The following is a 25,941-nucleotide window of genomic DNA, read 5'->3' as shown; positions in this document are numbered from 1 at the left end:
TCGCTGGTGAAGTACTTGTCGTACATCGTCATCATTTCCAGCGTGACCAGCCAGTCGGACAGGTCCGGCTCGACGTTGTGCTCGATGCGTTCCAGCAGCAGCTTCAGGCGGTCGCGCAGTTGCATCGTGCGCTCGGCCTGGCGCTCCAGCAGCGCGATCTGCTGCTCGATCACCTGTTGCAGGCCGGCGCCGTCGTTTTCCAGCAGCGCGGCGATCTCGGCCAGCGACAAGTCCATGCGGCGCAAGGCCTGGATGCGGTGCAGGCGTCCGATGTCCTTGCGGTTGTAGAGGCGATAGCCGGCATCCGAGCGCGCCGACGGCCGCAGCAGGCCGATGTCGTCGTAATGGTGCAGGGTGCGCACCGTCAGACCGGTGCGCTTTGCCAGTTCTCCGATTTTGAGCAGCATGGAGATATTCCTTCATGAGTACAGGACGTACTCTAAAGCCTGACGTTGCGTCAGGGTCAAGCGTTTCCGGCTTGCAGTGCCTTGCGCATGGTGCCGAAGCGACGCCGGTACTGGGCGGGGGTGAGGTTGACCTGGCGCCGGAACAGGCGGCTGAAGAAGCCCGCGTCCTCGTAGCCGACCTCGTTGGCGATCGCTTCCACCGGCTGCACGCCCGACTCGAGCATCTGCTTGGCTTCCTCCAGCCGCAGCGTGTGCACGTATTCGAGCGGCGACATGCCGGTGGCCTGCTGGAAGCGGCGCTTGAACGAGCGTTCGGCCAGCCCGCTCAGCGCGACCATGGCAGCCACCGGCGCCGGCTCGGCGTAATGCTCCGCGATCCAGGCCTGGCAGTGCGCGATCGCCGCATCCTCTACCTGCCGCGAGCGGGCAAGCCGGGCGAAGGGCTGCTGGCCGATTTCGTGCCAGTCGATCAGGTTCAGGCGCGCGACCTGCATGGCCGCATCCACACCGGCCATGCGCGCGATCAGGTAGAGCGCCATGTCGAGCCAGGAGGTGCCGCCGCCGGCCATCACCAGCCGCTGCCCTTCGCCCGCGGCCACCAGTGCGCGCTGTCCGCGCACCCTGATCTTCGGGTAGCGCTGCGCCATCACATCGCAATATGCCCAGTGCGTGGTCGCTTCCTCGCCATCGAGCAGGCCGGCCTGCGCCAGCAGCATTGCGCCCGAGCAGGCCGTGGCCAGCGTGGCGCCTGCGGCGTAGCAGCGCCGCAGCCAGTCGATCTCGTCGTCGAACAGGCCGTCGAGCGGAGCCCCCGGCGGCACGAGGATCTCGGGCACGCATACCACGTCAGCATCCTGGCATTCCTCCAGCGTCGCCTGCGGCGTGATGAGCACCTCGTTGCCCACCGCAAAGCCGCTGCGCTGCCTGGACACCACCAGCGGCTGGAGGAGCTCGCTCCCCGGCTGGCCGCCGACGATGATGCCCCAGTCACGCCCGGCGCACTTGAACAGGTCGTACATGCCGTAGACGACCGATGCCGAGGTTTGCGGGAAGGCAAGGATTGCGATACGAGCAGGGGCAGGGGCTGGGGCTCTCTCTTCGCTCATGGCCGATCCGTCATGTTGTTTGCCGAAATGGCTTTAGTTCGCGCGGTGCGCGGGGCGTACCTTTGCATCTACCAATTTAACCGCAAAGCGCGCTTGCGTCGCCGCTTTCCCAATATCAAGGAGACTTGCCATGAGCAAATACCGTAACCGCCTGCCCCAACTCGACGACCGTCTTTTCATGACCGACGGCGGCCTGGAAACCACGCTGATCTTCCACGACAAGGTGGACCTGCCGTATTTCGCCGCATTCGACCTGCTCAAGGATGCGCAGGGCACGGCGGTGCTGCGGCGGTACTTCGCCACCTACGCCGAGCTGGCGCGCGCCCGCGGTGTCGGCCTCGTGCTGGAAGCGCCGACCTGGCGCGCCAATCCCGACTGGGCCGCACGGCTTGGCTACGGACGCGAGGCGCTGGCCGAGGCCAACCGCAAAGGGATCGCACTGCTGCTGGACATCCGCGCGGCCTGCGAGACCGCGCAGACACGCATCGTCGTCAGCGGCAACATCGGGCCGCGCGGCGATGGTTACCGGCCAGGCGCATGCATGAGCGTCCAGGAAGCGCAGGACTACCACCGCGCGCAGATCGAGACCTTCGCCGGGACCGATGCCGACATGGTCGCCGCCTTCACCATGAACTATGTCGAAGAGGCGATCGGCATCGCCGCCGCCGCCAGGGAATGCGGCATGCCGCTGGCATTGTCGTTCACCGTCGAGACCGACGGCCGTCTGCCTTCGGGGCAGACGCTGCGGGAAGCGATCGAAGGCACCGACGAGGCCAGCGGCAGTTATCCGGTGTACTACATGATCAACTGCGCGCATCCGTCGCACTTCGAGAACGTGTTGCACGACCAGGGGGCCTGGCTGCAGCGCATCCGCGGCCTGCGCGCCAACGCCTCGCGCCGCAGCCACGCGGAACTGGATGAGAGCACCGACCTCGACGCCGGCGACGCCGAAGAACTCGGCACACTCTACGGCGCACTGCGCACCGTGCTGCCGCGCCTGTCCGTCGTCGGCGGTTGCTGCGGCACCGACCACACCCATGTCGACTCGATCTGCAGGGCGATGAAGACGGACAGGCATCGCGTCGCAGAAGCCCTGTAACAGGCTTGTTACGAACGCGCCTGCAAAAACAACACTCTTGACCGTGCAGTCCTTTGCGCTGACTTTTGTCAAACGCGTGCCGCATCCCCTCGGACATGATGAATCAAAACTTGAAGGGCCATTCACAAGGTCTCGCACTTCAGGGAGCATCATCATGTTTGAGGTGACACGTGTTACAGGCAACTCTGGGCAATCGAATCACGGCAGGACTTCTTTGCGTTTTACTGGCCGCATGCGGTGGCGGCGGAGGCGGCGGCAGCCCGGCGCCGCAAGCGGGAACTAGCGCAACAAGCGACACGACAGGAACGACAGGCACCCCGACTACCACCGGAACCAGCCAGTCCCAGTCCGGGCCGCCGCAACAGCCGCAACAGCCGCAACAGCCGCAGCAGCAGACCCCCCCGGCGGCCGGGACCGGCACCTCCACCTCAACGCCCACCGACGGCAACAGCAGTTCTCCCAGCGGCGGATCGACCAACAGCGGCGGCACGCAGACGCCTTCGCCCGATGCCACCCAGGCCCGCTTCAACCAGCCGGTCGGCGTCACGCGCGACAGCAGCGGCAATCTGTACGTGGCCGATTCCGGCAACCATACGATCCGCAAGATCTCCCCGGCGGGCGTCGTCACCACGCTGGCCGGCCAGGCGGGTGCGAGCGGCACCGGCGATGGCCCCGGCGCCACGGCACGCTTCTCCGTCCTGAAAGGCATCGCGGTGGACCGCAGCGGCAATGTCTATGCGGTCGATAACAACGCGGTCCGGAAAATCAGCCCCGCGGGCATCGTCACCACCCTCGCCGGCGTCCCAGGCGAACCGGGCGACGCCGACGGCGCCGGCAGCGCTGCACGCTTCCGCCGGCCGTGGGGCATCGCGGTCGATGGCAGCGGCAATGCGTATGTCGCCGACACCGAGAATTCCCTGGTGCGGCGCATCACCCCCGACGGCACGGTGAGCACCTTCGCGGGGACGCGCGGCATGCGCGGACGCGCCGACGGTTCGACAGGCAGCGCCACCTTCCTCGGTCCCACGGGGATCGCGGCCGATGCCGGCGGCAACCTCTTCCTCACCGACTGGTACGGCCCGCCGGCACCGAACATCCCGGAAGGCAGCACCTTCATCCGCCGCATCGGCGCCGACGGCACGGTCAGCACGATGGCAGGGACGATGAACGGTGAAACCGGCCCCGCTGCGTTCATGGACAGCTTCGCGATCGCCGCCGACGGCAGCGGCAATGTCTATGTCGCCGCCATGCGCAGCGTGCGGCGTGTCAGCGCGAGCGGCGCGATCAGTACGGTGGCCGGGCCGAGTGACGGCTTCCAGGCGCTCAACGGTATTGCGATCGATGGCAGCGGCAACCTTTACGTCACCGATTTTTCCAGCCACACGGTGAGCCGCGTCGTCCAGGACGGCAGCATCAGCCTGGTGGCCGGCAAGCAAGGCGAGCCGGGCAGCGCCAACGCGCCATGACGAAATGGCAATGCGCACATGCGCATTGCCGCACTTGCTGCTCCCATTTTTTCCACGCGGACGCTATCTATGGGGAATTTGTTCCAAGACTGCTTGTCGGAGGATTAAGCCGGGAGCAGTCTCGCTTCCGGATTTACGAAGAAAATCATCACATTTCTTCGATTTTCTTATGGGGCGGACTCTTGTAGCATGCATACTTTCGGGAGCATCCGGCTCGGGAGCAGGAAACACAATGACTGAAAGAGTGGAATGGGAAGTCGTCGACGAAGCGTCGACGAACAAGCAGCAGCAACACGGACCGCAGCAAGACATGCGCGGCGCAGCGCGCACGGCGATGCATACCATGCTTGGGCGCTGGTGGAAATGGAAGATCGCCGGCACCGCCATCGTGTCGGTGCTGACGCTGGCATTGTTCGCCACGCTGACCGGCGCGCTGGTGCTGCTGTTTGCCGCCGGTACGCTGCTCACGCTTGCGGTACGCAAACTGAAGCACTGGCTGGCCGGCGACAGGCGTCCGGCCACGCCGATGAAGCTGTAGCGCCTCCCGCTACGGCTTCAGGACGATCTTGATGCAATCGTCCTGCTTGTTGCAGAAGATGTCGTAGCCGTAAGGCGCGGCTTCCAGCGGCAGGCGGTGTGTGATGACTACCGTCGGGTCGATCTCGCCGCGCTGGATGCGTTCCAGCAGGGGCTGCATGTAGCGGTGCACGTGCGTCTGCCCCGTCTTGATGGTGAGCGAACGGTTCATCACCGACCCGAACGGCACCTTATCGAGGAAGCCGCCGTACACCCCCGGGATCGATACCACGCCACCGTTGCGGCATGCCATGAGCGCCTGCCGCAGCGCCACCGGACGGTCGGTCTCGGCCGCCATCGCCTGCTTCACCCTGTCGTAGGCGCCCATCAGGCCCATCCCGTGTGCTTCCATGCCGACCGCGTCGATGCAGGCATCCGGACCGCGGCCGCCGGTCAGTTCCTTGAGCGCGGCCGCCACATCCACTTCCTCGTAATCCAGCGTGATGGCCTTCGATTTCTCGCGCGCCATGCGCAGCCGCTCGGGGAAACGATCGATGGCGATCACTTTCTCCGCGCCCAGCAGGTAGGCGCTCTGGATCGCGAACTGCCCGACCGGCCCGCAGCCCCACACTGCGACCACCGAACCCGGCTTGATCTCGCAGGCTTCTGCCGCCATGTAGCCGGTCGGCAGGATGTCGGACAGGAACAGGACCTGCTCATCCGTCATGCCGTTGGGGATCTTGAAAGCGCCGACATCGGCAAAGGGCACACGTGCATACTCGGCCTGCCCGCCCGCATAGCCCCCTGTCATGTGCGAATAGCCGAAGATGCCGGCCGGCGAATGGCCCCACATCTTTTCCGCCAGCGCAGCGTTGGGATTGGAGTTCTCGCATACCGAAAACAGCTTCTCCTGGCAGAAGAAGCAGCTGCCGCACGCGATCGGGAAGGGAATGACGACACGGTCGCCGATCACCAGGTTGGTGATGCCGCTGCCGACTTCCACCACCTCGCCCATGAACTCGTGGCCGAGGATGTCGCCCTTTTCCATGCCGGGCACGAAGCCGTTGTAGAGGTGCAGGTCGGAGCCGCAGATGGCGGTCGACGAGATCTTCACGATGGCGTCGCGCGGGTTGAGGATCTGCGGATCGGGCACGTTGTCGACCCGTACGTCCTTCTTGCCATGCCAGACAGTCGCTCTCATCCCGGTTTTCCTTTCTTCAAAAGCGCGCGCGTCACAGCTCCGCGTTCGCCCGACGCCTGCCCGACCGTGGTCGGGATCTCGCCGGTCTCGATCAGCCACTTGAAGCGGCGCAGGTCTTCGTCGATCTGCTGCGAAGGCTCTTCCCCGAACATCATCGCCACCATCGCACCGGCAAGTCCGCCCGGCGGCCGGTAGCGCATCAGCACCCGCAGGATGGTGCCGCGCCCGCCGGGCGCCGGCTCGAAGCGCACCACGCCTTCGTTGTCGACCTGCGATCCTTCCAGCGAACGCCACGCGAGATGCCTGCCGGGTTCGTCCGCGACCAGTTCGGCATCCCATTCCACGCTGCTGCCGGCCGGGCCCTTGGCTTTCCAGTGCATGCGGTTGTTGCCCGTGAGCTCCACCGACTCCAGGTGCTTCATGAAGCGCGGGAAGGACGTGAAATCGTGCCAGAAGCGGTAGCACTCTTCCGGCGGCCGGTTGACCGTGATGCTCTTTTCGAGCAGCACTTCGCCGCTCACCGTCGGCCCCTGTCCCATCTGCTTGCGCTGCGTGTTGTCGATGCTGGAGAGCAGGTCGAGGACGGCGATGCCCGCCACCGCCGCGCTCGCCCAGCCGATCCGCTCGCGCAGGCTGTGCCGTGAGCGCGCCGCCGCGCCCAGCAGCGCCAGGTCCATCGCATCGCCGGCCACGCGGGCCCAGAGCCAGTTCGCCGGCCGGCGCTGGCTCAGGATGCCGACGCCGCTGGCGATTTCGCGCGCGCCCAGGGTGCGCATCAGGCGCGGGCTGTCCTGCACGCCGATCGCGCGCGAGACGCCGCGCGGCGCGATCAGCTGCGCCAGGCCGAGGCCGATGCTGAACCAGCCCAGCGCCTTGGCCATCTGGTCGGCACGGTCGGATTTGGGGGAGCGGTAGAAGGTGTCGAAGGAGGGAGCGGTTTGCTGGTCGTACCCGGCGGAGACGGAATCGGGAGTGGCATTGATATCCGGTAAGGAGTCCGCCGTTTGGCCCGCCGGTAGCGGGCTTGCTGCCTGGTCTTGCATGGTATTCCTCCATAGCACTGACGCCCGGGCAAGGCCCGTGTGGTCAATTTAGTCAGGCATTCGGGAGGGGGAGTTCCCGCGACGGGCGGGGGATGACGGCGTGCGCGCGGATTGCCGGCGGAAAATTGCGGAGGACGGGGCCGCCTTACGGCTTTGGCTCCTGGTCCTTGTTCTGGTTCATCGTGGCCATCTGCTCGAAGGTTTCCCACGGCAGTTCGGTCACTTCGGGCTTGGGGATGTGGCGGTAATTCTCGAGGCCTTCGTTGATGTAGTCGTCGGCCGGCTCTTCCTGCTGCTGCGCCTCGGCGCCGTTCTCCGCCTTGGCCTCGCCGTCGCGCGGGATGGTGACGGCCTGGGTGGCCTCCTTGATCGGGAAGCGCCAGTAGATCTTTTCCAGCTCCAGCCCGCAGGACTTGCGCACATGCTCGCGCAGGGTCATTTCGATGATGTGGGACAGGCGGAAGCGCTTCATCGGCTCCGACTCCACGATCGCGGTATAGCGGCCGCTGTCGTCGAAGCAGACGGCGTCGGCCGACACCTCGACGCCGCTGCGCCGGAAGTAGTCGATGATGGTGTTGCGGATCAGGGTCGCGTGACGCTTGCCGCGCCGGGCCTTGGCCTTGGCGGAGCTGGTGGTGGCGAGAATGCCGATGATGAGCGCGGCCAGGACGGCAAGGAGCGTCAGTGAAACTGCGTCAACGGGGAAAGACATTCTTCTTCGACCTCATGATGTCTGGGGCGGATAGGCTGGATGCCTGATCCGAGATCATATCACCGCATCATGCAGGATGAATTGAAATCCTGCAATTCCCCCCGCCCGCCGTGGCTTTTGGATGGCGCGCTGCCCTCAGTCCGACTTCGTCAGCAGGGTGAAGTGCTCGACCACCGGCGGGGCGGCGAAAAAGGGGCCGACGATGCCGCGCCATTCGGTGAAGGCGGGCGACTGGCGGAAGTCGACGGTATGGTTTTCCAAGGTGTCCCAGAAAATCTGCAGCACGTAGCGCTCCGGCGATTCGATGCCCTTGTTGACCTTGTAGCCGCGGAAGCCTTTGGACTTGGCGATCACCTGCTCCACGCCGCGCTGGATGGCGGCGTCGAATTCGGCTTGCTTGCCGGGCTGGATGCGGATGTCGGCGAGTTCGAGGATCATGGCTGGTTCCGTGGAGTGAAAAAGGAGCCGCGATTATCCCACGAAGCATGGATCGGGGCCGCGCTCAGCCGGCAGTCCGCCTCGCCTTGCGCTTCTTCGTCTTGGCCGCGCCTTCCCTGGCCGCCTGCGCCAGCCTTTCCTGCAGCAGCGCCAGGACGGCCGCTTCCTCGGCTTCGAGCGCCTGCAGCTCGAGCGCCATCTCCTCCCGCGCCCGCTGCTGCATCGCGTTGACCATGGTCCCGTCGAGATAGGATTCGATCACCGCCGGATGCACATAGCACTTGCGGCAGATGCTCGGCGTGTTGCCCAGCTTTTCGGCGACCGACTCGATGGCGCGCACGACATTCTTTTTCGCCTGCGCCTCGGAATCGAACTTTTCGTACTCCTGCAGCGCCAGCGCCGCCAGCACCGTGCCGGACCAGGTGCGGAAATCCTTCGCCGTGTAGTCCTCGCCGGTGATCTCGCGCAGGTAATCGTTGACATCGGCCGAGCCCACGCTGCGCTGCTCGCCGTCGTCGTCCACATACTGGAACAGCTCCTGCCCCGGCAGGTCGCGCGTGCGCCGGATGATGCGCGCCAGCCGCGGATCGTCGACCTTGATGGAATGCTGCACCCCGCTCTTGCCGCGAAAGCGGAATTCGACCTCGCCGCCGTCGATGCGCACATGGCGGTCGCGCAGGGTGGTCAGTCCGAAGGATTTGTTCTGGCGGGCGTATTCCTCATTCCCGATGCGCATCATGGTCGCCTCGAGCAGGTAGACGATGGTCGCCAGCACCTTCTCGCGCGGCAGCCCGGGCAGCTTGAGCGCCTCGTCCACACGCTTGCGGATCAGCGGCAGGGCCTTGCCGAAGTTGAGCATGCGCTCGTATTTTGCCTCGTCGCGCACGTTTCGCCAGCGCGCGTGATAGCGGTATTGCTTGCGGCGCTTGGCGTCGCGTCCGGTGGCCTGGATATGCCCGTTTTCCCATGGGCAGATCCAGACGTCGGTCCAGGCGGGCGGAATGGCAAGCGCCTTGATGCGCGCCAGCGTCGCCTCGTCGCGTATCTGTTTGCCATCGGGGCCGGTGTAATGGAAGCCGTCCTTGTCGGCCACTCGCGCGATGCCCGGCACACCATCGCCGACATAACGCAGGCCAACCTGTTTCGCGGTACTGACGGCATCGGCTGACGGCTCCGCCGTGCCATCCGGTGTTTTCTTCATGCGAGCTCCGGGAAGGTAAGTCGACTGTAAATGGCTGCGCTCAAAGGACCATGAGCAGAGTCAACTTGCGATGCATGCCGGATGAAAATCGCGCCGTTGTTGTTGCCGCGGCGACATGAAGTCAGGCCTGCGCCGGCGCGGCGTCGGCCGCCTGGAAGGAGAACGGAATGATGACGCGCAGCACCGTGCCCTGGCCCGGCGTGCTGTCGATGCGCAGCTCGCCGCCCAGCATGGCGACCCGCTCTTCCATCCCGATCAGCCCGAAGCGGTGCGCCTTGCGGCGGTCGCCGGGGTGCATGCCGACGCCGTCATCCTTGATCATCATCTCCAGCCCGTGCCCGTCGATGCGCAGCTCCACGCGCACATACGATGCGCGGGCATGGCGGCCGATATTGTTGAGGGATTCCTGCAGGATGCGGAACACCGCGGTGGCCTGTGTTTCGGGTACCGGAGCGGCGTCTTCGTTCATGAGGACTTCACAGACCAGGTTGTTGCGGCGCTCGAACTGCGTCACCTGCCATTCGATGGCTGCCGGCAGGCCGAGGTCGAGCACCGGCGGCCGCAGGTTGTTCATGATGCTGCGGATCGACTTCATTGTCGTATCGATGTAGTCCAGCGCAGTTTCGGCACGCTCCTTCAGGCGCGGGTGCCGCGCCCCGGCGCGCGCGTGCAGAGCCGACACGTCCAGGCGCAGCGCCAGCAGATTCTGGCCGAGTTCGTCGTGGATCTCGCGCGCGATGCGCTTGCGTTCATCCTCGCGCACGCGCTCCTGGTAGGCCGCCAGTTCGCGCAGCGTCGCCTGCGATTGCCGCAGCGCGTCTTCCGCTTTCCGGCGCTCCTGGATTTCATGTTCGAGCTGGTCAATGGCCTCGCGCATGCGCGTCGTGGACGGCAGCTGCAGCACGCGCGGGACGGCTTTCCACAGCATGACCGCGGTGGCCACGGAAACGGCGGCCGTGACGGCCCTGACCGCTGCCTCGGTCCAATAGTGGGGATTCCAGACGGTCCAGATGGCGATGAAGTGCGTCGTTCCGCAGGCGAAGATGAACGCCGAGAACATGACGAAGAGCCAGGTGAACCGCAGGTCGCGGCGGCGGCGCACCAGGGTCAGCAGTGCCAGCGGGATCGAGTAGTAGGCGAGTCCGATGGCGGCGTCCGAGACGATGAAGGTCCACGCCAGCTCGGGCGTCCACGCCCCTCCGGGAGGCATGATTCCCCCTTGCGTCGAAAACCATTTCTGGATCAGTTCGGTCACGTTGCCTCCATGCTTGTTCTTGCGCGCTGGCTGTTTTTTTCAGGGCTGGTGCGGGACTAATCCCGAATGATGCCTGAGATTTTGCGGTGCGGCGTCCCGGCCAACAAGCTTCCCGAAAGCTGTTTCATGAATGTTGCAAAAATGGACATTCTTGCCGCATACTGGCGCCCTGCCTGTCCACCACGGGAGCATCATGCGAGCTTTCCCTGAGCACTATCGTTACCTGGCCTTGATCGGCGTGGTCCTGGCGGCAGGCCTCATGATGATCAACCTCGCTGCATACCTCGGGCTGCGCGGCGCGGTGCGCGGCAGTATCGTGCAGCAGGCGCTGCCGCTGACCGGCGACATGCTCGAAGCCCATGCCCGCGCGCAGGTCGCCCGTCCCGCGCTGATCGCCTCCGCGATGGCCGCCGATACTTTCGTGCGCGACTGGATGGAAGCCGGCGAGAACGACCCCGATGCCATCCGGCGCTATCTCTCCGCCATGCAGCAGGAATACAGCGCCCTCGACACATTCCTCGTCTCGCAACGCACCGGCAACTACTACAGCGCACAAGCCGGACAAAGGATGGTGCAGGAAAGCGACAGCTGGTTCTTCCGCGCGCGCGACACGCGGCAGTCATTCGCAGCCGACATCGGCGTCGACCCAGCCGGCGGCAATGCAATGACCGTCTTCATCGCGCACCGGGTGCATGACCAGTCAGGCAGCTTCCTGGGCGTGGCCGGCATCGGGCTGCGGATGGACGGGTTGAAGGCATTGATCGACAGCCAGGAAAAGCACCCCGGCCGGCGCATCTATTTCGTCGATGCCCGGCGTACGGTGACCATGGCGGGCAGGGCTGCAGACGCCGGCCGTTCCATCGAACGTCTGCCCGGCATCGGCACCGTCGCCCGGCAGCTTCTGGATGGCGACGGCAAGCCCCGGCTCCTCTCGTACGAGCATGAGGGCGAGCGCAGCTACGTCAGCGGACGTTTCCTTCCCGAGCTCGGCTGGCATCTCCTGGTCGCACAAAATGTGACGCTCGAAGAGCGTCCGATGCACAAGATCGTCGCGGCGAACCTGCTGGTAGCACTTGGCCTTGCCGTGGCCGTTCTCAGGATGGTGCTGCTGACCATCCTGCGCTACGCCAGGTAGCCGCCGTCGGGCAGAGGAAGGAACAGCGGAAGAAAAATCGGAGGGGAAGGGATGGGGCAGGAGCGCCCTCTTCCGGGCGGAAGAGGGCAGGTTCAGGAACGGATCAGTAGCTGGTCAGCGGGACCGGCTGGCCGTTCTTGAACGTGAACACGGTCACCGGGGAGGACTTCATGTTGCCCTTCTCGTCGAATGCGTAAGTGCCTGCGACGCCCTTGAACGAGCCTTTCGAGATTTCGGCACCGACCTTCGCGGCTTCGACCGAGTTGGCCTTCTTCATCGCCTCGGCGAACAGCATCACGCCGTCGTAGAAGGAAGCCGCATACACGTCCGGATCCTGGTTGAAGCGCTTCTTGTACTTGTCCTTGAACGCCGGGCCGTTTGCGGCCTTGTCCAGGATCGCGCCGCCCTGTGCGCACAGCACATTCTCGCCGACAGCATCGCCGCCCAGCTTGCCCATTTCAGCCGCGCAGATGGTGTCGCCGCCCAGCAGCCTGGCGTTGATGCCGAGCTGTTTCATCTGGCGCGCCATCGGGCCGCCCTGCGGCGCATAGCCGCCGAGGAAGATCGCTTCGACCTTCTTGGACTTCAGGTTGGTCAGGATCGCGGTGAAGTCAGCGGCCTTGTCGTTAGTGAACTCGTGGCCGAGCACGTTCAGGCCGGATACCTTTGCCTGCTTCTTGAACTCTTCGGCGACGCCCTGGCCGTAGGCGGTGCGGTCGTCGATCACGGCAACGTTCTTCACCTTCAGTTCGTTGGCGGCGTACAGTGCCATCTTGGAGCCGAGCTGGGTGTCGCTGGCGTTCACACGGAACAGGTTCTTGTAGCCCTGCTCGGTGATCTTCGGGTTGGAGCCGACGGTGGCCACGACCGCGCCGGCGTCGTTATAGACGCGCGATGCCGGGATGGTGACGCCGGAGTTGTACGGGCCGACGACGAAACGCACGCCGTTGTCGATCAGCTTCTGCGCGGCGCCGACGCCGGCCTTCGGATCGGCCTGGTCGTCTTCCGACATCAGTTCGAACTTCAGCTTCTTGCCGCCGACGGTGATGGGCTTGGCGTTCAGCTCCTCGATGGCGAGGCGCGCGCCGTTCTCATTGTCCTTGCCGGCGAAGGCTTGCGCGCCGGACAGGGGGCCGCTGTGACCGATCTTGACGATGGTTTCTTGTGCAGACACGGTGCCGACCAGGCCGAGCAGGCCGACCATGCCGAGGCCGCCGATAATCTTGTTCAGTTGCATGCAGGTTCCCAAATAAATGAATCTCCACGGCGAGGCCGCCGGTTTTGCCGGCACCGCGCCCTCCATGTGAATTGGTTCTTTCACGGCTGTGGATTATGCGCAAGTTCGTGCAAAATTATCTTGCGTTCTTTTCAGCGAAATCCGCCGTTTCCGGCAATTTATTGCTTGCCGGCGGGGGAATTCGAATTTAATTTGGCTGAAGGGCCTTTGTGATCAGACAGACAAGCGCCGCGGCGCATGGGGGTAAGGATGGACACCGGCAACCTGCTTGGACAGATACCGACGGCGCTTCCGGAGGAACTCTTCCAGGTCCTTGCGCTGGGCGCTGGCATGCGCATCGAGCGCATCGTCTCGCGCGGACATGCGTCGCCGCCGGATTACTGGTACGACCAGCCGGAGAACGAATGGGTGATGGTGGTCAGCGGCGAGGCGAAGCTGCGCTTTGAAAAGGATGGCCGGCTGGTCCATCTCGCGGCAGGGGATTACGTCAACATCGAGGCGCACGAGCGCCACCGCGTGGAATGGACGCGCCCGGAGTCCGAGACGGTCTGGCTGGCCGTCTTCTACCAGGAAGCGGGGGAGTGAGGCTTGCGCCTCAGGCGCCGACCGCCGACCGCTGCCCCAGCAGGTGCAGCACAAGGGCGGCCAGCAGGCAGGCGACGGCCAGCAGGTCCGCCGCGACTACCCGGCCGATGGAAGCGTTGTAACCGCCGGTCGACCAAGCCAGCCAGAGGAAGGACAGCGTGCTGGCAAAACCCGCCGCGATTGCCGTGGTACGCCATTCCGGCTTGAATGCCGCCAGCAGCAGGAAGACGCCGAGCATGCCGAACAGCACCGCGCGGTGCCGCATCATGATCAGCAGGTTCGGGTCGTCGAACGGCAGGCCGTACAGCGCGGCCAGCCGCTCCGCGCCGAGCACGCCGGATAGCGGCAGCAGGTGGATCACGCCGACGACGCCGATCAGGATCGCAACCAGTTTGTTCATGAACACACCTTCACATTCCGAGCATTGCCGCGCGCACCGCAATGATCCAGCACACCAGCATGCCCGCCAGGTAGGTCAGCATGCGCCAGGGCTGCAATCCCTTCAAATAGACCACGGTATGCGCATAACGCAATGCGACGTAGACGCCGAACAAGGCCTGTGCCGCGGCGGCCGGCGCACCGGACAAGACGTAGGCCAGTGCGAGGGTAAAGAAAACCGGCAGGTTTTCCACATCGTTGCGCAGCACGTTGCCGCAACGCCGCACGAAGGGCGACTCTTCCGCCCGCGGCGTGATGCCCATCAGCGCGGCATCCTCGGGCACGGTGAATGCCCGGCTGCGGAAGCGGCTGACGACTTGCAACATGCTGGTCAGCGTGAGCTTCAGGAACAGCGCCAGCAGCGCGATGACGAAAGCAGGGAAGGCGGGGAGTGCTGTGTAGTCTGACATGGCAAGCTCAAGGTGTGGTTGGTGCTGCCATTATCAAAAACCCTTGCCTTGCCGGCCATTGTCTAAAACGACATTCTCATGGTTAAATCCGCCACATGACACGATTAGCCAAAACAGTCCGGATCGGGATGCTGGTCTACCCTGGTTGCCTGCGCGGCGGGGCGGTCATGCCCTTTGATGTCTTCCGCATCGCCAATACGCTGGCCGGGCTGCGTCCTGCCGCCGAGCGCGTGCACTTCGACGCGCAATGGCTCAGCGCGCGCGAGGACAAGACCGTGGACATCGGCGGTCTGACCTTCCATCCCCAGCCGCTGGACCCGCGCAAGCTCGATGCCCTGATGCTTCCCGGCATCGACCACCAGGGCCCGTTCGACCTCACGCCCCTGCTCGAAACGCTGGCCCCCGAGCAGCAGGCGCTGCGGGAGTTTGCGCGCACCGGAAGGCCGGTCATCTCCAGTTGCTCCAGCACCTGCCTGGTCGCCGAAGCGGGCCTGCTCGACGGCCGCCGCGCCACCACCAGCTGGTGGCTGAGCGCCTACTTCCGCAAGCGCTACCCGCGCGTGACGCTGGACGCGGAACAGCTCGTGGTGCAGGACGGCAACCATGTGTCTTCCGGCGGGGTCACGTCCTATATCGACCTCGCGCTGTGGCTGGTCGGCCATTTCGCCGGCGAGGAACTGCGCCAGAGCGCCGCCAAGGTGCTGGCCATGGATGCCAACCGCTACAGCCAGGCGCCTTATATCGCGACGGCCATGATCCAGAATGACGGCCATGTCGTCATCGAGCGTGCGCGGCGCTGGCTCAACCAGCGCCTCGACCGCGCGTGGTCGGCCGCTGAGCTCGCCGACCACTGCAATACCAGCCAGCGCACGCTGCTGCGGCGCTTCCAGGAAGCGGTCGGCATGAGCCCGGTGCAGTATGCGCAGCAGCTGCGCGTGGAGCGCGCCAAGGCCTTGCTGGAATCGACACGTCTTTCGATGGAAGACATCACCGGCCGCTGCGGCTATGAGGATGTGTCGACCTTCAGCAAGGTATTCAAGCGCTGGACGCAGGTGACGCCGCGCGAATACCGCAGCCGCTTCGGGCTCCGGCAATGAAGACAAGCAAGGCCAGGCGCATCCTAGTCGCCGGCATCGTCCTCGCCGGCGTGCTCGCCATCGCCGCCGTCATCGGCCTGCAGTTTGCCACCCGTGTGCTCAAGGAACGCGTGCAGCAGGCGCTCGGGCCGGAAAGCGAGGTCGGCGAGATTGTGGTCGGCATGTCGGCCATCGAAGTGCGCGACATCCGCATCCCGGCGCCCAAGGGATGGCCTTCTCCCGACGCGCTGCGCGCCGAACGCGTAGTCGTCAGGCCCGACCTGTTCGGGCTGTTTTCGGCGCGCATCCATGTGCCCCACATCCTGGTGGATAAAGCCTATGTCTCCGCCTTGCGCGGGCGCGACGGCAAGGTCCGGCTGCTGCCCGGCCTGCTCGAGCGCAAGGCTGGCGCCGCCGCCCACTCGCCGCCGCCGGAAGCCAGCATCGGCACCATCGAGCTGCGCAACGGCGTGCTGGAATTCTTTGATGCCACCATTCGCCAGCCCGCGCACAAGACGCGGCTGGAACAGTTGCATGCGCGGGTGGACGACGTGCGCCTGCCCGGCTTTACCAGCCGCACGGCAATCCAGATCGACGGCCAGGTGAAGGGCGTGCAGCGTAACGGCAAGCTGTCCATCAGCGGCTGGGCGGAACTGGCCAAGCGCAATTCGGAGATCGCCACCAAGCTGCAGGGCGTGGACATGGTGGCGCTGCAACCCTACCTGATCAAGGCATCCGAGACAGGCGTACGGCGCGGCACGCTGGATCTGCGCCTCAAGTCGACGGTGCGCAAGAACCGGCTGCACGCCCCGGGCACCATCACGCTCACCGGCCTCGAACTGGCCCCGGCTGCCGGGCCGTTCAACACCTTCATGGGGGTGCCGCGGCAAGCCGTGGTCGCAGCCCTGAAGGACCGCAAGGGACAGATCAGCATCGATTTCACGCTCGAGGGCAACCTGGACGACCCGAAATTCTCACTCAACGAAAGCGTCGCGCTGCGCGTAGGCGCGGCTGTGGCGGAAGCCCTGGGTATCAGCATCGAAGGCCTGACCAGGGGTGTCGGCAGCGCCGCCGAGGGCCTGGGCGGAGTGGTGAAAAAATTGTTTGGAAAATGAGCGTCCGGACGTCGTACAAATTGTCCCCGGAATGCGCTAAGGTATAACCCCCGGAAAAAACAGGATCGATGCAATGGACCAACCGCTCAGCCCGGAACAGGTAGCCCAGTTCAGGAACGACGGCTTCCTCGTATTCAGGAAGCTCGCCTCCGCCGCCGGTTGCGAGGCCATGCTCGAGGTCGTCCACGCGCACCTGAAGCGCGCGATCCCGCCGGTCGAGTACGAGGCTCAAGTCGGCTATGACGGCGCCCCCGAATCGCTCGACGCCCCCGGCGGCCGCACCATACGGCGCCTGCGCGCGGCCTACCAGCGCGATTCCTGCTTTCGCACCTGGGCGGGCGACGAGCGCATCCTCGGGTGGCTGCGGCAGTTGCTGGAGGAGCGGGTCTGCCTGACGCTGGCGCACCACAACTGCGTGATGACCAAGCACCCGAACTTCGGCACCGCAACCGGATGGCACCGCGATATCCGCTACTGGTCGTTTGCGCGCAATGAACTGGTGGCGGTCTGGCTGGCGCTCGGCGCGGAGACGGAAGAGAACGGCGCGCTGCATGTGATTCCCGGGTCGCACCGTCTCGAAGTGGGGCGCCACCAGCTGGATGATCTCGACTTCCTGCGGCCCGACGTGGCCGAGAACCAGGCGCTGTTTGCACAGGGGCGGGTGCTGGAACTGCAGCAGGGTGACGTGGTGTTCTTCCACAGCGGCCTGTTCCATTCGGCCGGCAGGAACAAGACCGCCGCGGTGAAGCATTCGCTCGTCTTTGCCTACCGCGGCGTGAGCAACACCCCGGTCGAGGGATCGCGTTCGGCGGCGGCCGGGGAGATCACTTTCAGAGCGTAAGGCCGAAGGCCTCGTTCAATCCCTCCCGGCCCTGCGGGGTCAATTGCAGCACCCGCGACTTCTGCACCTTCAGCAGCCAGCGCCGTTCAAGGAAGTGCGCAAGCAGCGCTGCGCCGAGCGCGCCGCCCAGGTGGAAGCGGCGTTCGCTCCAGTCCAGGCAGCCGCAGGCAAACTGGCGCTTCGCACCCCGCAGTGCATCGATGTCCACGCCGAACCCGCGGAAGGCTTTCTCGCCTTTCGCCGTCAATTCAAAATTCTTCGCGTCGCGCGCCAGCAATCCCTTCCGTTCCGCCTGCTCCAGCCAGCGCACTGCAAGCTCGCCCGCCAGGTGGTCGTAGCAGGTACGGGCATAGCGCAGCGCTTCCGGCGTGCCGTGCGAGGCCGGCATGGGGCGCACCGCGGGACGCGGGGCGAGCGCGGCAAGCGACTCGAGCGCATGCGCCACCGCATGGCTGGAAAGGCGGTAATAGCGATGACGCCCCTGGGTTTCGACCTGCAGCAATTCCGCCTCGACCAGCCGCGCGAGGTGCCCGCTGGCCGACTGCGCCGATACATTGGCGGCAAAGGCAAGTTCGCCGGCGGGCCGGGCACGTCCATCGATGAGCAGCCAGAGCATGGCCGCGCGCGCCGGGTCGCCCAGCAGGGCGGCCGCACGGGCAATGTGGGAAGCGGATTCCATGGTTCACCCTGCGATGAAATGTTCAAGGAGCCGAAATCGTATCATGGCCGAAAACCTCATGGAGACTGCCATGTTTGCTGTCGCATTCGAAGTATTTCCCTCGGAAACCGGCTACCAGCGTTATCTCGACATTGCCGCCGCGCTGCGTCCCAAACTCGACCGCATCGACGGATTCCTCTCCGTCGAACGCTTCCGCAGCCTCACCCATCCCGGATGGATCCTGTCCCTCTCCCTCTGGCGGGATGAAGCGGCGCTGGTGCAATGGCGCAGCGACGGGGAGCACCATGCGGCCCAGTACGAAGGACGGGAGTCGGTCTTCAAGGATTACCGCATCCGCGTGATTCGCGTAGGCGAACCGGCGCCGGGCGCTCTGGTCGGCCTGCGTGAATTTCCTCCTGCGGCCGAGGGCGGCAAGCGCTTCCAGAGCATCGTGCAACCCGGCAAGGAAATTGCACTGCAGGACTTTGCCGACGCCGCCGCGGCACGATCGTGGCTGGGAGAGGAAGCCCCCGCCGGATCACGCACCCTCTGCGGCAACGTATTGCGCGATTACGGCCTGTTCGATCGCGCCGGCGCGCCGCAAGTTTTTCCGCCGGCGAAGCGCTGAGGAGGAATCGATGATCAACACACTGTTCCTGCAATCGGAAGTCGCCGATCCCTACGCCCTCTATGCGGAGATGCGCAAGAATTCACCGGTCTGCCACGACAGGGAAAACGGCATCTGGGCCGTTTATACGCACGCGGCCTGCAGGCAGATCCTCGCATCGGACATGGCCCGTATCCCGCCGCAGAGCCCGGCATCCTTGCCCTCGATGAATGCATCGGCCCTGACCCTGGCGGACGGTTTCGCCCGGCTTGCCAATCCGCCGCGGCACGCTGCGCGGCGCGATGCGGTCATGCGCCTGTTCGCGTCGATGCGCCCGGTGGACGGCGGACGTCTGCTCGCGGAACTGATCCCGGCCTCCGGCGAATGCGACTGGGTCGCCGCGGTGGCGCGCAAGCTGCCGGCGCTGGCGGTCCTGCGCGCGTTCGGCTTCAGCGACAGCGACGCCGCCACCGTACTCGACAACATCGAGCGCCTGACGAAGATCATGCTGCCGAACAAGACGGCGCAGCAGATGGACGGCATCAATGCCGTGGCGGAGTCCATCCTTGCCCTGTGCGAACGGCAGCTTGCGCGTGTCCGGCTCGACGGCGGCGCACAGGAGCGCGGCCTGCTTGCCGTCAACCTCGTCGGCCTGCTGGTGCAGAGCGTCGACGCCGGGCGTGGCCTGCTCTGCAATGCGCTGTTGCAGGCGCTTCGCTTGCCTGCGCTGCCGCAGGGCGAGGGATGGCAGCGGCTGGCCGTCGAAACCATGCGCTACGATCCGCCGATCCAGAACACGCGGCGCGTGCTGTCCGCCGCGGTGGAGGCCGGCGGCATCGCGCTGCCCGAAGGCGCGGTGGTGCTGGTGGTGCTGGCCTCGGCCAACCGGGATGAAGCGGTATTTGCGGATGCCGGCAGTTTCAGTCTTCAGCGCGGCAACAATGCCGACCAGCTGGGCTTCGGCGCCGGCGCGCACGCCTGCCCGGCGCATCGTTTCACGGCCGAGCTGGCCGCAGGCGCGCTTGCCGCATTCTTGGGAGAAGGCAGGCGCGTGGAATTGCTGCGGCCGGACATCGTCTATGAACCGATGGTCAATGCCCGTCTGCCGAGGGAAATCCTGCTGCGCTATTCGTCGTGACGCCGGTCGCGCGAGGGAGGCAGCAGCGGCGCCAGCAGCAGGCGCGTGAAGCCGGCCACCTGGTTGAGGAAATAGCCCTGCGCCTCGCTCATCATGCGGTTGTAAGCCTGGCGGTCGAGCGTACCCTCGCACTCTTCCGACTTCAGCCTGCCGTCTTCAAAGCGCGTCTCACGCATCTTCACGTGCAGGTTGCCGCCCTCGGAAAAAATCTCGGTGGAGGAATAGCGGAAGCTGAAGAAGCCGGCCGGCGGCGGCCATGCCGGCGTGCTGCGCGGGTCGGTCAGGCTGCCGTCCTCGCGTGGCACCAGCGCGTCGTCCGCGCTCTTACGAACCTTGTCCAATTCCCTGCTCATTGCTCACCTCCGATGATCATGTTGCCGATGGCTTCGCGCAATGCGTCATCCACTGTCTCCAGCCACACGAACTGCAGCGCACGGCGCGCTTCCTCGGGGATTTCGTCGAGTTCCTTGCGGTTGCGCGCGGGGAGCATCACCACCGCGATCCCGGCGCGCAATGCCGCCAATACCTTTTCCTTGACCCCGCCGATCGGCAGAACCAGGCCGCGCAGGCTGATCTCGCCGGTCATCGCGCAATCGTTGCGCACCGGCTTCCCTCTGACCAGCGAGATGAGCGCGACATAGATCGCCACGCCGGCGCTTGGCCCATCCTTGGGCATTGCGCCTGCCGGCACGTGCACGTGGATGTCGTTCCTGTCGAAGAAATCCGCATTAATGCAGAGTTCGCTGCAGTGCGCCTTGACCAGCGTCAGCGCCGCTTGCGCGCTCTCCTTCATCACTTCGCCGAGTTGTCCGGTGAGAATGAGCTTGCCGCTGCCCGGCGTCTTGCTGGCCTCGATGAACAGGATGTCGCCGCCGGCAGGCGTCCACGCCAGCCCGGTGGCCACGCCAGGAAGGCTGGTGCGCAGGGCGATCTCGCTTTCGAATTTCTTCGGGCCAAGGATTTCCTGCAGATCGCTTTCGCGGATGTGGGCCTGCTGCGCACTGCCTTCCGCGACACGCATCGCCACATGGCGGAATACATTGCCGATCTCGCGTTCGAGGTTGCGCACACCCGCTTCACGGGTGTAGTCGCGAATCAGCGCGCGCAGTGTACCGGCGTCGAGTTCGCATTGCGCCGTATCGAGCCCGTCCGCCTCCAGCTGGCGCCCCACCAGGTAGCGTCGCGCGATCTCCATCTTTTCTTCTTCCGTATAGCCCGGGATGTGGAGCACCTCCATGCGGTCCTGCAGGGGGCCGGGGATGGTGTCGAGCACATTGGCCGTGCCGATGAACATCACTTTCGACAGGTCGAAGGGCTGGCCGAGGTAGTTGTCGCGGAAGGACACGTTCTGCTCGGGATCGAGCACCTCGAGCAGGGCGGCCGAGGGATCGCCATGCAGGCCGGCGCCGAGCTTGTCCATCTCGTCGAGCATCATCACGCAGTTGCGCGTGCCGGCCTTGCGTACGCCCTGGATGATATTGCCGGGCAATGCGCCGACATAGGTACGGCGGTGGCCGCGGATCTCCGCTTCGTCGTGCACGCCGCCCAGGCTCACGCGCACGAACTTGCGCCCGGTGGCGCGCGCGATGCTCTGCCCGAGCGAGGTTTTGCCCACGCCGGGCGGGCCGACGAAGCAGAGGATCGGGCTCTTGCCTTCCGGGTTCAGCTTGCGCACAGCAAGGTATTCCAGGATGCGCCGCTTGACCTTGTGCAGGCCGAAGTGGTCTTCATCCAGGATGCGGCGCGCGGCGGCGATGTCGATGCGCTCCACCGTCATCGTCGCCCACGGCAGCTCGCTCATCCATTCGAGATAAGTGCATTGCATCGAGTATTCCGCCGATGCCTCGGACATGCGCTCCAGCCGCTGCAATTCCTTGCGCGTGTGAACCTCGACCTCCTCCGGCATGCCGGAGCGGGCGATGGCTTCCTCGATGTCGCGCACGTCGCTGTTGCCGCCCTCGGCCTCGCCCAGCTCGCGCTGGATGGTCTTGAGCTGCTCGCGCAACAGGTACTCGCGCTGGCGGTCATCGATGCGTTCCTTGGTCTGCTCATTGATCTCGTGCGACAGGCGCAGCACCTCGATGCGGCGCACCAGGTGGCCGAGAACCTTGTCGATGCGCTGCTGCAGGTCGAGGGTTTCGAGCAGATCCTGCTTTTGCAGCAGCGGCAAGTCGATCAGGCCGGCAATGAAATCCGCCAGCGTGGCCGCCGAGGTAATGTTGTCGGCCGCACCGGCCAGCTCGGCCGGCGCCTGCGGCAGGAGCGCAATGATTTCGGCGGATTTCTCCTTCAGCTGGAGGAAGCGCGCCTGGATGTCGGCTGATTGCTCTTCGGCATCCTCGATCTGTTGCACGCGGGCCGCGTGGAAGGGATAGCCTTCGATGAACTCGACGATGCGGAAGCGGCGCTCGCCCTGGCACACCAGGTAGTTCGCGCCATCCTGCCCGCTGATGTAGCGCAGCACGGTGGCGACGGTGCCGGTGCGATGGAGCTGTTCGGGCTGCGGCATCTCCACCTCGGAGTCGTGCTGCAGCAAGAGGCCGACGGGGCGTTCGCTGCGCACCGCCTCCTGCGCGGCGGCGATCGAACAGGCGCGCCCGAGGCTGATCGGCGCAATCATGCCGGGGAAGAGGACGAGATAACGCAGCGGGACCAGCGGCATGACGTCGGGCGGGAGATCGGGGAGCGCGGGCGCGCCGGCCTTGAATGCCTCGAAGGCAGCGTCGTCGTGCACGAGGTCGATATCGTCGACAGGGGCTTGTTCGGTTTTCATGGTGCCGCATCCTTCTCCACGCATTCGCTGATGGCCCCTGTGCCGATTTTTTTCAGGCGTTGGACAGGGGGAAAGTGATGACCGTTCCGCCTCGCGGGTTTGACCGGTTCGACAATGTCCGCGCGGAAAGCGGTGCAGAACTTAACGCGTTTCCGCCAAGTCGAAATTGAAACCGGACATAAACCCAGGAAAGGAACTTCATGGATAACCAGACCCTGCCCGGCCTGCATGTGGCCGTCCTTCTTACCGACGGTTTTGAACAGGTCGAGTTCACCGAGCCGCGTAGCGTGCTCGAACAGCATGGCGCCATCATCAAGATCATTTCAAGCGCGCGCGGGAAAGTGAAAGGCGTGCACCACGACCAGCCGGGCGACGAGTTCACCGTCGACGCCACCTTCGACGAGGCAGATCCGATGGATTTCGACGCCGTGCTCCTTCCCGGCGGCAAGGAGAATGGCGGCCGCATCCGCGACATCGCGCAGGCCCAGCATTTCCTGCGGCATATCGATGAAGCCGGCAAGCCGATCGCGGCCATCTGCCACGGCTCCTGGCTGCTCGCCTCGGCCGGCCTGGCGCAGGGACGCACCCTCACCAGCTGGCCCTCACTGCAGGAAGATATACGCGGCGCCGGCGGCAACTGGGTCGACCAGGAAGTGGTGGTGGACGGCAACCTCGTCACCAGCCGCAAGCCGGACGACATTCCGGCGTTCAACCAGAAGCTGGTCGAGGTGTTTTCCTGGCGCATGAACGCCAGTCCCGGCGCCGCGGCGGAGCGCGCCAGCGCGGGACCGTCCAGCTAGTCCACCTCGAAGGTCACCTTCGCGTTGATGCGCCAGTTCACCACCTTGTTGTTGTCCACCTGCGCCTCGAACTCCTTGATGTAGATGGACCGGATGCCGTGCACCGACTCGCTTGCCTTCACGATGGCGGCGGTGGCGGCATCCTCCCAGCTCTTCGGTGATTCGGCGAGGACTTCGATGACTTTCATGACGTTCGACATGACTGCCTCCTGACGAGGGCGGCTCCGGAAGCGGAACCTGAGTCGATGATAGGAAAGCCGGCCCCGGCCGGACTGAGCGAGATCAACGCGGCGGTCGGCCGCTCAGTTGCGCGCGTGCGAGAGCTGGAAACTGTCCAGGCCTTCCACGCCGGACAGCTCGCGCGAGAGTTCGCTGATACGCGCGCCGCTGGTCTTGTTGAAGGCCACCGCGACGAACTGCCATTCCATCTTGCCTTCGCGCAGCCCGATCACGATGGAGCCGCCGGCAACTTCGTAGCCGTTCTTCAACATCCGCTCGCGGATCATGCTTTCGTCGGGTGCGAAGCCGCGCGCAAAGCTCAGGGAAATCGCGATCGCCTGCCGCGAGGGCAGCCGGCTGGTCATGATCGGCACCGACACCATGCAGATCGCGGAGAGCAGCGCCAGCAGGATCGCCGCCAGGTAAAAGCCCACGCCCACCAGCACGCCCGTGACCGACGCCGCCCAGATCGAGGCCGCTGTGGTCAGACCGCTGATGTTGAAGCCTTCCTTCATGATCACGCCGGCGCCGAGGAAACCGATGCCGGTCACGATGCCCTGGATGATGCGGGTCGGGTCGGCCCCCATCCCGACCGGCATCTGGCCGCCGTACCATTCATGCGGATAGCCGGCGATGACGGTCAGCGCCGCCGACGCCATGCAGACTAGGCCGTAGGTGCGCATGCCGGCGGCGCGGCCGTGGTAGAAACGTTCGTAGCCGACCAGGAAGCCGAGCAGCAGCGCACCGGACAGCGTGAGGAATACGATCACATTGCTTTCAAGTACCGGGCCGGTCCAGAATGCGCGCAGCGCTTCCTGCGTAAGCATATTCAATACATCCTTCGTTTTCGGATAGCGGGGGTGAGGGCACGCAGCCGCAGGGTAGTCATCATGCGCGGAATCGGCGCAGGCCTTCCAGGTCCAGGATCTGGATGCCGCCGTAATCGACCTTGAGCAGGCCTTCCTTTTCCAGCACCTGCAGCGCCTGGTTTGCGCGCTGGCGCGACGCGCCCGAGAGGTAGCCGATCTCTTCCTGCGAGATCTGCAGCAGCGTGTCGGTGCCGGGATAGAGATGGGCATTGAACAGCGCGGCGAGGCAGCGCGCCACGCGCGTGTCGACGTCCAGCAGCCGGTCGAACTCCACCATGCCGATGAATTGGCCCAGCCTTTCGTTGAGTTGCATCAACAGAAAGCGCGTGAACGGCAGGCTGTTATCGAGCAGCCACATGAAGGTCCGCGCCGGCATGCGCGCCACGCGGCTGTCGCGCAGCGCCACCACGTCGTACTTGCGCGCTTCCTGCTTGAGCAGCGTTCCTTCGCCGAACCAGCTGCCGGACGCGATGCCGGTGAAGGTCACCGATTTACCGTCGGGAGAAAGATTGTTGATCTTCGCCAGTCCGTCGATGATGCCGATCCAGGCATCCACCATCTCGCCCTTGCGGCAAATGTATCCGCCCTTCGCCACGAACTGTTCAACGGTATCGGCTTCGACGCGCGCGAATTGTTCCGGTGTCAAATCTCTTGCCCAGATCGTCTGGCGCAGAACTTCTCTCAGGGCGGGCTTCTCAGGCGTCATTGTGCGGCGCACCAACAAAATATTGTATTTATAAGGGGATTGTCAGCCAGATGACAGCGCACGAAAATCGAACTGTCTAGTATCCTGACACGAACAATAACGGAGACATTGTAAGCCTTATCGGTGCCAGGGGATACCCAGCGGCACGTAGGCTTGCACGCCCACGCAGGCGCTCCGGTCCCTACAGACGGTTAGAACCTGACAAAGAGAGTGGGATGATGGAAGAGACATTCAAAGCGGGCGAACGCACGTTCCCCCGCATGCTCCTGCAGCACGCGCAGCAACGCCCCGACAAGCCCGCCTTCCGCGAGAAGGACCTCGGCATCTGGCAAACCTGGAACTGGAAACAAGTCGCCGACGAAGTGCGCGCGCTCGCCTGCGGTCTCGCCGCGCTCGGCTTCAAGCGCGGGATGAACCTCGCCATCATCGGCGACAACCGTCCGCGCCTGTACTGGTCGATGGCCGCCGCGCAATGCCTGGGCGGCGTCGCCGTGCCGCTCTACCAGGACGCGCCGGCCGCCGACATGGCCTATGTGCTCGACGACGCCGAGATCGACTTCGCCGTGGTCGAAGACCAGGAGCAGGTCGACAAGCTCTTCGAGATCAAGCAGGGCCTCAGCCGCATCTCGCACATCATTTACGACGACCCGCGCGGCATGCGCCACTACAAGCAGAAGGAACTGGCGTCCTTCGACAAGGTGCAGGAAATCGGCCGCGAATTCGACAAGGCCAACCCCGGCTTCTTCATGGGCGAGCTCAACGCCGGCCGCGGCAACGATGTCGCTGTCATGCTCTATACCTCCGGCACCACCGGCAAGCCGAAGGGCGTCTGCCAGACGCACGACTCCTTCATGGCCGCCGCCGAGGGCGGTGTCGGCTTCGACAAGCTC

The 25,941-nt window shown here is 65.0% G+C and carries 29 protein-coding genes; 12 read left to right on the top strand and 17 right to left on the bottom strand.

Annotated features, from left to right (window positions below; genetic code table 11):
• A partial coding sequence (locus VFF99_RS14920; protein ID WP_325019218.1) for a MerR family transcriptional regulator occupies window positions 1–407 on the bottom strand: 407 nt, incomplete at its 3' end.
• A gap of 56 nt (window positions 408–463) precedes the next feature.
• Window positions 464–1,513, bottom strand: coding sequence for a GlxA family transcriptional regulator (locus VFF99_RS14915; RefSeq protein ID WP_325019216.1), 1,050 nt, complete (start codon window positions 1,511–1,513; stop codon window positions 464–466).
• 130 nt (window positions 1,514–1,643) lie between these two features.
• On the opposite strand from VFF99_RS14915, the gene VFF99_RS14910 reads away from it, so the two are divergent.
• The 3 genes from VFF99_RS14910 (at window position 1,644) to VFF99_RS14900 (ending at window position 4,616) form a co-directional block, all read left to right on the top strand.
• Window positions 1,644–2,612 carry a homocysteine S-methyltransferase family protein gene (locus VFF99_RS14910; protein WP_325019215.1) on the top strand — a complete coding sequence of 323 codons (969 nt, stop codon included), beginning with the start codon at window positions 1,644–1,646 and terminating at the stop codon, window positions 2,610–2,612.
• Window positions 2,613–2,782: 170 nt separating this feature from the next.
• Window positions 2,783–4,078: a hypothetical protein gene (locus tag VFF99_RS14905; protein WP_325019213.1), complete on the top strand. Its 1,296-nt coding sequence runs from the start codon at window positions 2,783–2,785 to the stop codon at window positions 4,076–4,078.
• A 232-nt stretch (window positions 4,079–4,310) separates the two neighbouring features.
• On the top strand, window positions 4,311–4,616 hold the full coding sequence (locus VFF99_RS14900; protein WP_325019211.1) for a hypothetical protein: 306 nt from the start codon (window positions 4,311–4,313) through the stop codon (window positions 4,614–4,616).
• 9 nt (window positions 4,617–4,625) lie between these two features.
• On the opposite strand, the gene VFF99_RS14895 is transcribed toward VFF99_RS14900, so the two are convergent.
• The 6 genes from VFF99_RS14895 to VFF99_RS14870 all read right to left on the bottom strand — a co-directional run bounded on the left by VFF99_RS14895 (window position 4,626) and on the right by VFF99_RS14870 (window position 10,444).
• A complete protein-coding gene (locus VFF99_RS14895; protein ID WP_325019209.1) occupies window positions 4,626–5,795 on the bottom strand; it encodes a zinc-dependent alcohol dehydrogenase in 1,170 nt (389 codons plus the stop codon).
• Window positions 5,792–6,838 (bottom strand): SRPBCC family protein, encoded by a 1,047-nt coding sequence (locus VFF99_RS14890; RefSeq protein WP_325019207.1) that lies wholly within the window; start codon window positions 6,836–6,838, stop codon window positions 5,792–5,794. Before VFF99_RS14890 ends, VFF99_RS14895 begins: the two co-directional genes overlap by 4 nt.
• Before the next feature lie 145 nt (window positions 6,839–6,983).
• Window positions 6,984–7,550, bottom strand: coding sequence for a hypothetical protein (locus VFF99_RS14885; protein ID WP_325019205.1), 567 nt, complete (start codon window positions 7,548–7,550; stop codon window positions 6,984–6,986).
• 135 nt (window positions 7,551–7,685) lie between these two features.
• Window positions 7,686–7,988: an antibiotic biosynthesis monooxygenase family protein gene (locus tag VFF99_RS14880; protein ID WP_325019203.1), complete on the bottom strand. Its 303-nt coding sequence runs from the start codon at window positions 7,986–7,988 to the stop codon at window positions 7,686–7,688.
• A 64-nt stretch (window positions 7,989–8,052) separates the two neighbouring features.
• A complete protein-coding gene (locus VFF99_RS14875) occupies window positions 8,053–9,189 on the bottom strand; it encodes a DNA topoisomerase IB (RefSeq protein WP_325019201.1) in 1,137 nt (378 codons plus the stop codon).
• A gap of 121 nt (window positions 9,190–9,310) precedes the next feature.
• Window positions 9,311–10,444 carry a sensor histidine kinase gene (locus tag VFF99_RS14870; RefSeq protein ID WP_325019199.1) on the bottom strand — a complete coding sequence of 378 codons (1,134 nt, stop codon included), beginning with the start codon at window positions 10,442–10,444 and terminating at the stop codon, window positions 9,311–9,313.
• A 193-nt stretch (window positions 10,445–10,637) separates the two neighbouring features.
• Here VFF99_RS14870 and VFF99_RS14865 point away from each other — a divergent pair, with 193 nt between their 5' ends.
• Entirely contained in the window at window positions 10,638–11,579 is a 942-nt protein-coding gene (locus VFF99_RS14865) for a cache domain-containing protein (protein ID WP_325019197.1), read from the top strand.
• A gap of 103 nt (window positions 11,580–11,682) precedes the next feature.
• On the opposite strand, the gene VFF99_RS14860 is transcribed toward VFF99_RS14865, so the two are convergent.
• Window positions 11,683–12,783, bottom strand: a complete 1,101-nt coding sequence (locus VFF99_RS14860; protein ID WP_325019222.1) for a branched-chain amino acid ABC transporter substrate-binding protein — start codon at window positions 12,781–12,783, stop codon at window positions 11,683–11,685.
• Window positions 12,784–13,065: 282 nt separating this feature from the next.
• On the opposite strand from VFF99_RS14860, the gene VFF99_RS14855 reads away from it, so the two are divergent.
• Window positions 13,066–13,401 carry a cupin domain-containing protein gene (locus VFF99_RS14855; protein ID WP_325019195.1) on the top strand — a complete coding sequence of 112 codons (336 nt, stop codon included), beginning with the start codon at window positions 13,066–13,068 and terminating at the stop codon, window positions 13,399–13,401.
• A gap of 10 nt (window positions 13,402–13,411) precedes the next feature.
• Here VFF99_RS14855 and VFF99_RS14850 read toward each other — a convergent pair whose 3' ends face one another.
• Window positions 13,412–13,801, bottom strand: a complete 390-nt coding sequence (locus VFF99_RS14850; RefSeq protein WP_325019193.1) for a phosphopantetheine adenylyltransferase — start codon at window positions 13,799–13,801, stop codon at window positions 13,412–13,414.
• 10 nt (window positions 13,802–13,811) lie between these two features.
• Window positions 13,812–14,249 (bottom strand): MAPEG family protein, encoded by a 438-nt coding sequence (locus VFF99_RS14845; protein ID WP_325019191.1) that lies wholly within the window; start codon window positions 14,247–14,249, stop codon window positions 13,812–13,814.
• 128 nt (window positions 14,250–14,377) lie between these two features.
• Between VFF99_RS14845 and VFF99_RS14840 the strand changes: the two genes are divergently transcribed.
• The 3 genes from VFF99_RS14840 to VFF99_RS14830 all read left to right on the top strand — a co-directional run bounded on the left by VFF99_RS14840 (window position 14,378) and on the right by VFF99_RS14830 (window position 17,281).
• Window positions 14,378–15,346 (top strand): GlxA family transcriptional regulator, encoded by a 969-nt coding sequence (locus tag VFF99_RS14840; RefSeq protein ID WP_325019189.1) that lies wholly within the window; start codon window positions 14,378–14,380, stop codon window positions 15,344–15,346.
• On the top strand, window positions 15,343–16,440 hold the full coding sequence (locus VFF99_RS14835) for a DUF748 domain-containing protein (protein WP_325019187.1): 1,098 nt from the start codon (window positions 15,343–15,345) through the stop codon (window positions 16,438–16,440). Before VFF99_RS14840 ends, VFF99_RS14835 begins: the two co-directional genes overlap by 4 nt.
• A 73-nt stretch (window positions 16,441–16,513) precedes the next feature.
• Window positions 16,514–17,281 carry a phytanoyl-CoA dioxygenase family protein gene (locus tag VFF99_RS14830; RefSeq protein ID WP_325019185.1) on the top strand — a complete coding sequence of 256 codons (768 nt, stop codon included), beginning with the start codon at window positions 16,514–16,516 and terminating at the stop codon, window positions 17,279–17,281.
• Here the strand turns inward: VFF99_RS14830 and VFF99_RS14825 are convergent.
• On the bottom strand, window positions 17,271–17,960 hold the full coding sequence (locus VFF99_RS14825) for a winged helix-turn-helix domain-containing protein (RefSeq protein ID WP_325019183.1): 690 nt from the start codon (window positions 17,958–17,960) through the stop codon (window positions 17,271–17,273). The genes VFF99_RS14830 and VFF99_RS14825 overlap by 11 nt on opposite strands.
• Window positions 17,961–18,003: 43 nt before the next feature.
• Here VFF99_RS14825 and VFF99_RS14820 point away from each other — a divergent pair, with 43 nt between their 5' ends.
• Window positions 18,004–18,567: an antibiotic biosynthesis monooxygenase gene (locus tag VFF99_RS14820; protein WP_325019182.1), complete on the top strand. Its 564-nt coding sequence runs from the start codon at window positions 18,004–18,006 to the stop codon at window positions 18,565–18,567.
• 10 nt (window positions 18,568–18,577) lie between these two features.
• Window positions 18,578–19,684, top strand: coding sequence for a cytochrome P450 (locus VFF99_RS14815; RefSeq protein ID WP_325019180.1), 1,107 nt, complete (start codon window positions 18,578–18,580; stop codon window positions 19,682–19,684).
• Here VFF99_RS14815 and VFF99_RS14810 read toward each other — a convergent pair.
• Both VFF99_RS14810 and lon read right to left on the bottom strand, forming a co-directional pair.
• Window positions 19,672–20,037, bottom strand: coding sequence for a hypothetical protein (locus VFF99_RS14810; protein ID WP_325019178.1), 366 nt, complete (start codon window positions 20,035–20,037; stop codon window positions 19,672–19,674). The two genes, VFF99_RS14815 and VFF99_RS14810, sit on opposite strands and share 13 nt — an antisense overlap.
• Complete coding sequence (lon, locus tag VFF99_RS14805; RefSeq protein ID WP_325019220.1) at window positions 20,034–22,346, bottom strand: endopeptidase La; 2,313 nt, start codon at window positions 22,344–22,346, stop codon at window positions 20,034–20,036. The genes VFF99_RS14810 and lon overlap by 4 nt, the downstream gene beginning before the upstream one ends.
• A 311-nt stretch (window positions 22,347–22,657) precedes the next feature.
• Here lon and VFF99_RS14800 point away from each other — a divergent pair, with 311 nt between their 5' ends.
• Window positions 22,658–23,257 carry a type 1 glutamine amidotransferase domain-containing protein gene (locus tag VFF99_RS14800; protein WP_325019176.1) on the top strand — a complete coding sequence of 200 codons (600 nt, stop codon included), beginning with the start codon at window positions 22,658–22,660 and terminating at the stop codon, window positions 23,255–23,257.
• On the opposite strand, the gene VFF99_RS14795 is transcribed toward VFF99_RS14800, so the two are convergent.
• The 3 genes from VFF99_RS14795 to VFF99_RS14785 all read right to left on the bottom strand — a co-directional run bounded on the left by VFF99_RS14795 (window position 23,254) and on the right by VFF99_RS14785 (window position 25,051).
• Window positions 23,254–23,457 (bottom strand): dodecin family protein, encoded by a 204-nt coding sequence (locus tag VFF99_RS14795; protein ID WP_325019174.1) that lies wholly within the window; start codon window positions 23,455–23,457, stop codon window positions 23,254–23,256. The two genes, VFF99_RS14800 and VFF99_RS14795, sit on opposite strands and share 4 nt — an antisense overlap.
• 102 nt (window positions 23,458–23,559) lie before the next feature.
• Window positions 23,560–24,303, bottom strand: a complete 744-nt coding sequence (locus tag VFF99_RS14790) for an MgtC/SapB family protein (RefSeq protein WP_325019172.1) — start codon at window positions 24,301–24,303, stop codon at window positions 23,560–23,562.
• Window positions 24,304–24,364: 61 nt separating this feature from the next.
• Window positions 24,365–25,051, bottom strand: a complete 687-nt coding sequence (locus VFF99_RS14785) for a Crp/Fnr family transcriptional regulator (protein WP_325019170.1) — start codon at window positions 25,049–25,051, stop codon at window positions 24,365–24,367.
• 215 nt (window positions 25,052–25,266) lie between these two features.
• Here VFF99_RS14785 and VFF99_RS14780 point away from each other — a divergent pair.
• A partial coding sequence (locus VFF99_RS14780; RefSeq protein WP_325019168.1) for an AMP-binding protein occupies window positions 25,267–25,941 on the top strand: 675 nt, incomplete at its 3' end.

The sequence above is a fragment of the Noviherbaspirillum sp. genome (assembly GCF_035654295.1).
GTDB lineage: Bacteria > Pseudomonadota > Gammaproteobacteria > Burkholderiales > Burkholderiaceae_D > Noviherbaspirillum.
Note: the sequence above shows the minus strand (reverse complement) of the source record. Positions and strands in the feature narration are given on the sequence as shown.

Coding starts and splice junctions, on each gene's coding strand:
- VFF99_RS14915 (WP_325019216.1), bottom strand. CDS start 1,513: ATGAGCGAAGAGAGAGCCCCAGCCCCTGCCCCTGCTCGTATCGCAATC.
- VFF99_RS14910 (WP_325019215.1), top strand. CDS start 1,644: ATGAGCAAATACCGTAACCGCCTGCCCCAACTCGACGACCGTCTTTTC.
- VFF99_RS14900 (WP_325019211.1), top strand. CDS start 4,311: ATGACTGAAAGAGTGGAATGGGAAGTCGTCGACGAAGCGTCGACGAAC.
- VFF99_RS14895 (WP_325019209.1), bottom strand. CDS start 5,795: ATGAGAGCGACTGTCTGGCATGGCAAGAAGGACGTACGGGTCGACAAC.
- VFF99_RS14890 (WP_325019207.1), bottom strand. CDS start 6,838: ATGCAAGACCAGGCAGCAAGCCCGCTACCGGCGGGCCAAACGGCGGAC.
- VFF99_RS14885 (WP_325019205.1), bottom strand. CDS start 7,550: ATGTCTTTCCCCGTTGACGCAGTTTCACTGACGCTCCTTGCCGTCCTG.
- VFF99_RS14880 (WP_325019203.1), bottom strand. CDS start 7,988: ATGATCCTCGAACTCGCCGACATCCGCATCCAGCCCGGCAAGCAAGCC.
- VFF99_RS14875 (WP_325019201.1), bottom strand. CDS start 9,189: ATGAAGAAAACACCGGATGGCACGGCGGAGCCGTCAGCCGATGCCGTC.
- VFF99_RS14865 (WP_325019197.1), top strand. CDS start 10,638: ATGCGAGCTTTCCCTGAGCACTATCGTTACCTGGCCTTGATCGGCGTG.
- VFF99_RS14860 (WP_325019222.1), bottom strand. CDS start 12,783: ATGGTCGGCCTGCTCGGCCTGGTCGGCACCGTGTCTGCACAAGAAACC.
- VFF99_RS14855 (WP_325019195.1), top strand. CDS start 13,066: ATGGACACCGGCAACCTGCTTGGACAGATACCGACGGCGCTTCCGGAG.
- VFF99_RS14850 (WP_325019193.1), bottom strand. CDS start 13,801: ATGAACAAACTGGTTGCGATCCTGATCGGCGTCGTCGGCGTGATCCAC.
- VFF99_RS14845 (WP_325019191.1), bottom strand. CDS start 14,249: ATGTCAGACTACACAGCACTCCCCGCCTTCCCTGCTTTCGTCATCGCG.
- VFF99_RS14840 (WP_325019189.1), top strand. CDS start 14,378: ATGCTGGTCTACCCTGGTTGCCTGCGCGGCGGGGCGGTCATGCCCTTT.
- VFF99_RS14835 (WP_325019187.1), top strand. CDS start 15,343: ATGAAGACAAGCAAGGCCAGGCGCATCCTAGTCGCCGGCATCGTCCTC.
- VFF99_RS14830 (WP_325019185.1), top strand. CDS start 16,514: ATGGACCAACCGCTCAGCCCGGAACAGGTAGCCCAGTTCAGGAACGAC.
- VFF99_RS14825 (WP_325019183.1), bottom strand. CDS start 17,960: ATGGAATCCGCTTCCCACATTGCCCGTGCGGCCGCCCTGCTGGGCGAC.
- VFF99_RS14820 (WP_325019182.1), top strand. CDS start 18,004: ATGGCCGAAAACCTCATGGAGACTGCCATGTTTGCTGTCGCATTCGAA.
- VFF99_RS14815 (WP_325019180.1), top strand. CDS start 18,578: ATGATCAACACACTGTTCCTGCAATCGGAAGTCGCCGATCCCTACGCC.
- VFF99_RS14810 (WP_325019178.1), bottom strand. CDS start 20,037: ATGAGCAGGGAATTGGACAAGGTTCGTAAGAGCGCGGACGACGCGCTG.
- lon (WP_325019220.1), bottom strand. CDS start 22,346: ATGCCGCTGGTCCCGCTGCGTTATCTCGTCCTCTTCCCCGGCATGATT.
- VFF99_RS14800 (WP_325019176.1), top strand. CDS start 22,658: ATGGATAACCAGACCCTGCCCGGCCTGCATGTGGCCGTCCTTCTTACC.
- VFF99_RS14795 (WP_325019174.1), bottom strand. CDS start 23,457: ATGTCGAACGTCATGAAAGTCATCGAAGTCCTCGCCGAATCACCGAAG.
- VFF99_RS14790 (WP_325019172.1), bottom strand. CDS start 24,303: ATGCTTACGCAGGAAGCGCTGCGCGCATTCTGGACCGGCCCGGTACTT.
- VFF99_RS14785 (WP_325019170.1), bottom strand. CDS start 25,051: ATGACGCCTGAGAAGCCCGCCCTGAGAGAAGTTCTGCGCCAGACGATC.